Source organism: Kineosporia sp. NBRC 101731, from assembly GCF_030269305.1.
GTDB lineage: Bacteria > Actinomycetota > Actinomycetes > Actinomycetales > Kineosporiaceae > Kineosporia.
Window position 1 is genome coordinate 1 of record NZ_BSTC01000030.1, and the last position, 7625, is coordinate 7625.

Annotated in this window: 1 protein-coding gene; it reads left to right on the forward strand. The window is 69.2% G+C overall.

The window, feature by feature from the left end; translation table 11 throughout:
• The coding region (locus tag QSK05_RS35925) for a non-ribosomal peptide synthetase (protein ID WP_285601893.1) at positions 1 to 7625 on the forward strand (7625 nt) is incomplete at both ends.

Genomic DNA, 7625 nt, shown 5'->3' on the forward strand with positions numbered 1-7625 from the left:
CCGAGGCTGCGGTGGAGACGGTCGGTTTCGCTCTGAAGGATTTTGATCCGGAGGGTGAGACGGTTCCGATCGGTCGTCCGGTGTGGAACACGTCGGTGGTGGTACTGGATTCCTGGCTGCGCCCGGTAGGCCCCGGGGTGATGGGAGAGCTCTACCTCGGCGGCGTTCAGGTTGCGGACGGCTATCTGGGGCAGGCCGGTCTGAGCGCCCAGCGGTTCGTGGCCGACCCGTTCAGTGGTGCCGGGGAACGGCTTTACCGCACCGGGGACCTCGTGCGGTGGAGTACCGATGGGCAGCTGGAGTACCTGGGCCGGGCGGACGACCAGGTGAAGGTGCGGGGTTTCCGGATCGAGCTGGACGAGATCCGTAACGTGCTGGAGTCGCACCCGGAGGTGACGGCGGCGGCGGTTGTGGCGTATGACCACCCGGCCGGTGGGAAGTACCTGGCCGCCTACCTGACGGCACAAGCCGATGTGGGGGAAGGCCTGCGGGAGTTCGCGGCGGGGATGCTGCCGGAGTACATGGTGCCGACGGTGTTCACGGTTCTGGAAAGCTTCCCGGTCACGGTGAACGGCAAGCTGGACCGCCGCGCCCTGCCGGTACCGGACCTGACGGCGGTGACGGGTGCGGGCCGGGCCCCGGCCACGCCGACCGAGGTCGCGCTGAGCGAGATCTTTGCCGAGGTCCTGCAGATGACGGCCGCCACGGAACTGTCGGTGGAGGACGACTTCTTCCGTCTGGGTGGGCATTCGCTGCTGGCGACCCGGGTCGTGGCGCGTGCGAATGCGGTGTTCGGTGGGGTTCTGACGTTGCGTGAGGTGTTCGAGGCCCCCACGATTGCTGCGCTGTCGGCGGTGGTCGACGAGCGCCAGGCGGCCGCCGGGAACACCGAAACGGCTGCCTCGCTGCGGGTGGGGGATCTGCCGCGTCCGCATGTTCTGCCCGTTTCCTACGGTCAGCAGTCGCTGTGGCTGATCGAGCAGCTGGGTGGCCCGGGCGGCCGGTACGTGGTGCCGACGGTGTTGCGTCTGTCCGGGGGCCTGGATGAGAAGGCTCTGCTGGGTGCGGTCACGGATGTGGTGGCGAGGCACGAGGCACTGAGGACTCTTCTGGTCGAGCAGGACGGCCGGCTGCACCAGGTCGTCCTGCCGTCCGAGCAAGCCGTCGCCGACCTGAACCTGGTGACCGTCGACCTCACCACCTGGGTGTCCGAGAACCGCGTCGAGGGCCTCGTCCTGTCACCGACGGAAGCGGTGGACGCGTGGGTGGCCGGGGCGGTTCAGCGAGGGTTCGATCTGGCCGGGGATCTGCCGGTGCGGGGCGGGCTGTTGCGCGTGGACGCCGGCGAGTGGGTCTTCGCGCTGGCGGTGCACCACCACGCCGTGGACGAGTGGTCGTTCTCCTCGCTGCTGGGCGACCTGGCCACGGCCTACCGGTCCCGAACGGCCGGGCAGGCACCGGGCTGGGCGCCGCTACCGGTGCAGTACGCCGACTATGCCGTCTGGCAGCGCGAGGTCCTCGGTGACCCGGGTGACCCGGGCTCGTTGTTGAGCAGTGACCTGCAGTACTGGCGTGAGGTTCTGGCCGAGGCCCCGCAGGAGTCCACGATCACGCTGGACCGGCCCCGCCCGACGGCACCCACCCATCACGGTGTGGACCTGACCTTCAGCGTCGACGCCGACACGGTGCAGGCACTGCGGCAGGTGGCTGCCCAGCAAGGCGTGTCGATGTTCATGATCGCCCAGGCCGCCACCGCGGTCGCCGCGTCCGTGCTGGGGGCCGGCGACGACGTGGTGATCGGATCCCCGGTCGGGGGACGTACCCAGGACGGGCTGGAGGACCTGGTCGGGTACTTCGTGAACACCTTGCCGTTCCGTCACCACCTCGATCCGGCGCAGACGATCCCGGATCTGCTGCGGGCCACCCGGCAGACGGTGCTGGACGGGTTCGCCCATCAGGGCGCGCCCTTCGAGGAGATCACGAAGGCTGCCGGTGCGGAGCGGGCGGCCAACCGGAATCCTCTGTTCCAGATCATGCTCACCCACTACGTCGAGGAACCGGACCAGGCGCTGACCCTGCCCGGCGTCACGGTGGCCCCGGCGACGGAGACCCTGGCCGCGGTCAAGACCGACCTGGACCTCTACCTGGAGGACGACACCGTCCAGATCCAGGGCCTCCTGACCTACGCCACCGACATCCTCGATCGCCGCACCGCCCACCGCTTCACCCAGGTCCTGACCGCCGTCCTCGAAGGGATCGCCGCAGATGCCGGGCGGCGGGTGTCGGAGCTGAGCCTGCTGTCCGAGCAGGACCAGACCGAGGTGGTTGGCTGGCAGCGCGGCGGGACGGTCGAGGTTGCGGCCGTGACGCTGGACGATCTGGTGAGTCGTCAGGCCCGGGCCACCCCGGCGGCCATCGCTCTGACCGATGACCTCGGGACAACGCTCTCGTACGCCGACTTCGATACGCGGGTCAACGCCCTGGCTGTGGTGATGACCGGACGCGGGGTTCGGGTGGGAGACCGGGTTGCGGTCCTGCTGCCGCGGTCGATCGATCTGGTCGTCGCTCTCGCGGCGGTGCTGCGGGCCGGTGCCGCCTACGTGCCGATCGATCCGGACTATCCGGGGGAGCGGGTCGCCGCGATCCTCCAGGACGCCACCCCGTCCCTCCTCGTGGTCGACAGCCGTCACGCGGCCGGCGACGCAGCGGAAGGCGGAGTGAGCGTGCTGGTGCTGGATGCCCCTGACGCTGACACCGCCATCACTGCTGCCGTGGGAGTTTCGCCGCCGGTGTTGTCGCGCCCGGTGACCGGTCGGGACACGGCCTACGTCATTTTCACCTCCGGTACCACCGGCCGCCCCAAGGGCGTATCCGTCAACCACCGCGCGATCATCAACCGCCTGGTGTGGATGCGTGACGCCTACACCGTCGGGCCAGGAGACCGGGTCCTGCAGAAAACACCCGACGCATTCGACGTATCAGTCTGGGAATTCTTCCTGCCCCTGATCACCGGCGCCACACTCGTGGTGGCCCGCGACGGCGGGCACAAGGACCCGGTGTACCTGGCGCAGGTGATCGAGCAGCACCAGGTGACGATCGCGCACTTCGTCCCCTCCATGCTCACCGCGTTCCTGACCTCCGACCCCGACCCGGCCAGGCTTTCCTCCCTACGCCAGATCTTCTTCTCCGGCGAGGCCCTCCCAGCCACCGCAGCCACCCAGGCCCACACCCTGTTCACCACAGCCGACCTGCACAACCTCTACGGGCCCACCGAGGCCGCCGTCGACGTGACCGCCCACCCCGTCGATCCCACTGGCCTCAACGGAACGGTGGTCGTCCCCATCGGCCGGCCCGTCCAGAACACCACCACCCTCGTCCTGGACACCTGGCTACGACCCGTCGCCCCCGGCGTCATCGGAGAGCTCTACCTCGGCGGAGTACAAATCGCCGACGGCTACCTCAACCAGAGCGCCCTGAGCGCCCAGCGGTTCGTCGCCGACCCGTTCGCCGCCGACGGCTCCCGCCTCTACCGCACCGGCGACCTGGTCCGCTGGAACCACCACGGCCACCTCGAATACCTCGGCCGCAGTGACGACCAGATCAAAATCCGCGGCTTCCGGATCGAACTCGACGAAATCCGCAACGCCCTGGAAACCCACCCCGACATCACCGCCGCCGCAGTCCTGGCCCACCACCACCCCGCCGGCGGCACCTACCTCGCCGCCTACCTCACCACCAACACCAGTGACGAAAACGGCGCTGCCAAGACCAGCGGCACCGATGCCCAGGACGCGAGCCTGCCCGAAAGGGCCCGTCAGCACGTAGCCGCCATCCTGCCCGACTACATGGTCCCGACCGCCATCACCGTCCTGGACACCCTCCCCACCACCCTCAACGGAAAACTCGACCGACGCGCCCTACCCACACCCAACCTGAGCACCACCACAGGAAAAGCCCCCACCAGCACCACCGAAACCCTCCTCGCCGACATCTTCACCGACGTCCTCCACCTCCCCACCAACACACCCCTCTCCGTGGAAGACGACTTCTTCCGCCTCGGTGGGGACAGCATCCTGTCGATCCAGGTGGTCTCGGCGGCCCGGCGGCAGGGTCTTTCGATCACTGCTGCAGACGTTTTCACGGCCAAGACCGTCGGCGCACTGGCACGCTGCGCCGATCAGCGGGCCGCCGCATCGCAGGCCACGACGGAGGTCGTCGCCCTCGCGGACGCGTCCGGATCGGCGCTGTGGCCGATCGCGGCCCAGTGGGTGGATCAGCCCGGGTTCGGCTCCTTCACCCAGTCGTTCACCTGGGTGACGCCGGCCGGCCTGACCGAAGACGTCCTGGCACGGGTGATGGCGCGCGTGCTGGCTCACCATCCGGCCCTGCGAGGCCGCCTGCTGCGGGATGACACGGGGGCCTGGCGGTTCCAGACCGGCCCGGTCGGCCCGGACGGTGTTGGTGTTGCCGGCCGCATCACCTCCGAGCGCGTGTCCTCGGCCTGGTCGTCCGCGGACTGGGCCCAGCGCCTGGACGCGGCCACGGCGCGACTTTCCGAGAATCTGGACGTCCGCGCGGGAGTGCTGTGGCGGGCGGTCTGGTTCTCGGGCGACTTCTCGGGCGACTTCTCGAGTGAGGCGGACGACACCGGCCGGCTCTTGCTGGTGGTGCATCACCTCGTTGTGGACGGGGTGTCCTGGCGCGTGCTCGGCGACGACCTGGCCCAGGCGTGGGAACTGGAGACGGGCAGGACCGACCGGCCGTTGTGGCCGGCGGGGACGGGGCTGGCCTCGTGGGCCGGCGCTCTGAACTCCCGCGCCGCCGATGAGGACATCGCCGGGCAGGCGGGCTTCTGGGCGGGTGTCGTTGCCGGGGAGGACCCGTTGCTGGGGTCCCGGCCGATCGACCCGCTCCGCGACACCGTCGCCACCTCGAGAACGGTTCGTGTCGGTGTGCCCGAGGACGTGACGCAGGCGGTGCTGACGACGATCCCGCACGCGCTCTCCGCCGATGTGAATGACGTGCTTCTGGGCGCCCTGGCGATCGCGGTGGGGGCGTGGCGAGCCCGGCGTGGGGTGCACCACCGCCGCGCACTGATCGGGCTGGAAGGCCACGGCCGGGAAGAAAGCCTGGTCCCGGGCAGTGATCTCGCGCGGGCCGTGGGCTGGTTCGCGTCCTGGTACCCCGTGGCCCTCGACTGTGAGGACATCGACCCGACCGGAGCTCTGTCCGATCCGGCCCGCGCCGCCGATGCGGTGCTCCGGGTGAAGGAACAGCTACGACGGGTGCCCGGTCGTGGCCTCGGCTACGGTCTGCTCCGGCACCTCGATCCCGCTGGTGAAGAGACCCTTTCAACGGGGAACGTTCCCCAGATCGGGTTCAACTACCTCGGCCGGTTCGATGGCGCCGCCGGCATCGCCCAGAACTGGGACCCGGCGCCGGAAACCTCAGGGTTGAGCGGGCATGCCCCGCGCGACCTCCCGTTGCCGGCCGTGATCGACATCAACATCGCGGCGGTTGCGGGCGAGAACGGACTGGTGCTGGACGGATCCTTCGATTTCGCCGCCGAAGTCGTGAGGGAGGAGGACATCCGTGAGCTGGCCGTGCTGTGGTCGCAGGCCCTGACCGGCCTGCGCGATCACGGGGTGAGGAGTGCACGGGTGCGACGCTCTCCGTCGGACCTGGCCATGCCGGGCCTGACCCAGGCCGACATCGACGAGTGGGAATCCACGTACGGGGAACTGACGGACGTACAACCGCTGACGCCCTTGCAGCAGGGTCTGGTGTTCGAGTCCTTGCTCGGCGCGGACCGCGGGGCGGAGGTCACCGGCGAGACTGCGGTGGACGTGTACGTCACCCAGACCGTCCTGCAGATCGAGGGTCTCGTCGATCCGGCCCGGCTTCGGGAAGCCCTGCGCCGGGTGCTGCTGCGGTTCCCGAATCTGCGGGCCGCGATCGTCGCGGCCGGCACCGGCGAGTTCGTCGCTGTCGTCCCGGCCGTCGCCCCGATCGATCTCGAATTCGTGGATGCCCGGGAATCGGTCTCGCCCGAGCGAGAGTTCGAGAACGTGGCCGATCGTGACCGGGTGATGCCGATCGATCTGACGGCCGCGCCGTTGATGCGGGTCACCCTGGTGACCGCGGCCCCGGACCGGCACACGCTGATCTGGACGATCCACCACGCCCTGGTGGACGGCTGGTCGATCCCCCGGCTGGTGGAAGTCCTGATCGACTCGTACCAGGACCCCGCGGCCCGGGTGGAACCCGATCCTTCCTACGGGATGTTCCTGCGATGGCTGGTTTCTCGAGACCGGCAGGTCGCCACTGATGTCTGGTCCCGGGAACTGGCCGCCGTCGAGGAGCCCACGCTCCTGGCGCCGGAAGCGTCACCGGATGTCTCCCTGTTCCCCGAGGAGGTGTCCTTCGGCCTCGACCTGGCGACGAGTGCGGCGCTGACCACGGTGGCGATGGACGCGGGGGCGACCATGAGCAGCCTCGTCCAGGCGGCCTGGGCCGTGTTCCTGAATGCGTTCACGGGGCAGGACACGGTCGTGTTCGGCGTCACCGTGTCGGGCCGGCCGGCCGACGTGATCGGGGTGGAAAACACGGTCGGCCTGTTCATCAACACTCTTCCGGTGCCGGTCGACCTGGCCGGTAACCCGACGCTGGCAGAACTCCTGCGTCAGGTGCAGGATCGGCACACCCGGTTGCTGGACCAGCACCACACCCCTCTCACCGATCTTCACCGTCTCACCGGACACGAGCAGCTGTTCGACACCCTGGTCGTGTACGAGAACTACCCGTACGACGAGACCGGTCTCGGGCAGGCCCAGGAGCGGGCTGGTCTGAGCATCCGCGAGATGTCCGGCCGGGACTCCACGCACTACCCCCTCAGCCTCACGGCGAACCCCGGTCCGGTCCTGGACCTGACGATCGAGTACCGGCCGGACGTGTTCGACCGGGTGAGGGTGCAGCGGTTCATCGAGGTCTTCACCGCCGTGCTGCAAGGGATCGCGGCGGATCCCCGGCAGCGGGTGTCGGATCTGGTCGTGATGCCCGGGCGGGACCAGGACGGTGTAGCTCGCTGGCAGGCCGGGCCCACGGTTGCGGTTCCCTCCCTCACGCTGGATGCGCTGGTGCGGCGGCAGGTCGCGGCGACTCCGGCGGGGGTTGCTCTTGTCGATGACGAGGGTGCCGAACTTTCCTACGCCGACTTCGATCTGCGGGTGAATGCGCTGGCCGGTCTGATGGTGGACCGGGGTGTGCGGGTCGGTGACCGGGTGGCGGTGCTGTTGCCCCGATCGGCAGATCTGGTGGTCACTCTGGCGGCGGTGCTGCGGGCGGGCGCTGCTTACGTGCCGATCGACCCGGACTATCCGCTGGAGCGGGTTGCGGCGATCCTTCAGGACTCCGCGCCGACGCTCCTGATCACCACTTCAGGCGCAGTCCAGGTTCCTGCTGCGGCGGTGGTGGTGCTGGATTCGGCCGATACCCGGGCGGCTTTGGTGAATGGTGCGGTGGTGCCGGTGTTGTCGCGTGCGGTGTCGGAGTTGGATACGGCGTACGTGATTTTCACGTCGGGGACGACGGGTCGTCCGAAGGGTGTGGCGGTCAGTCATCGGGCG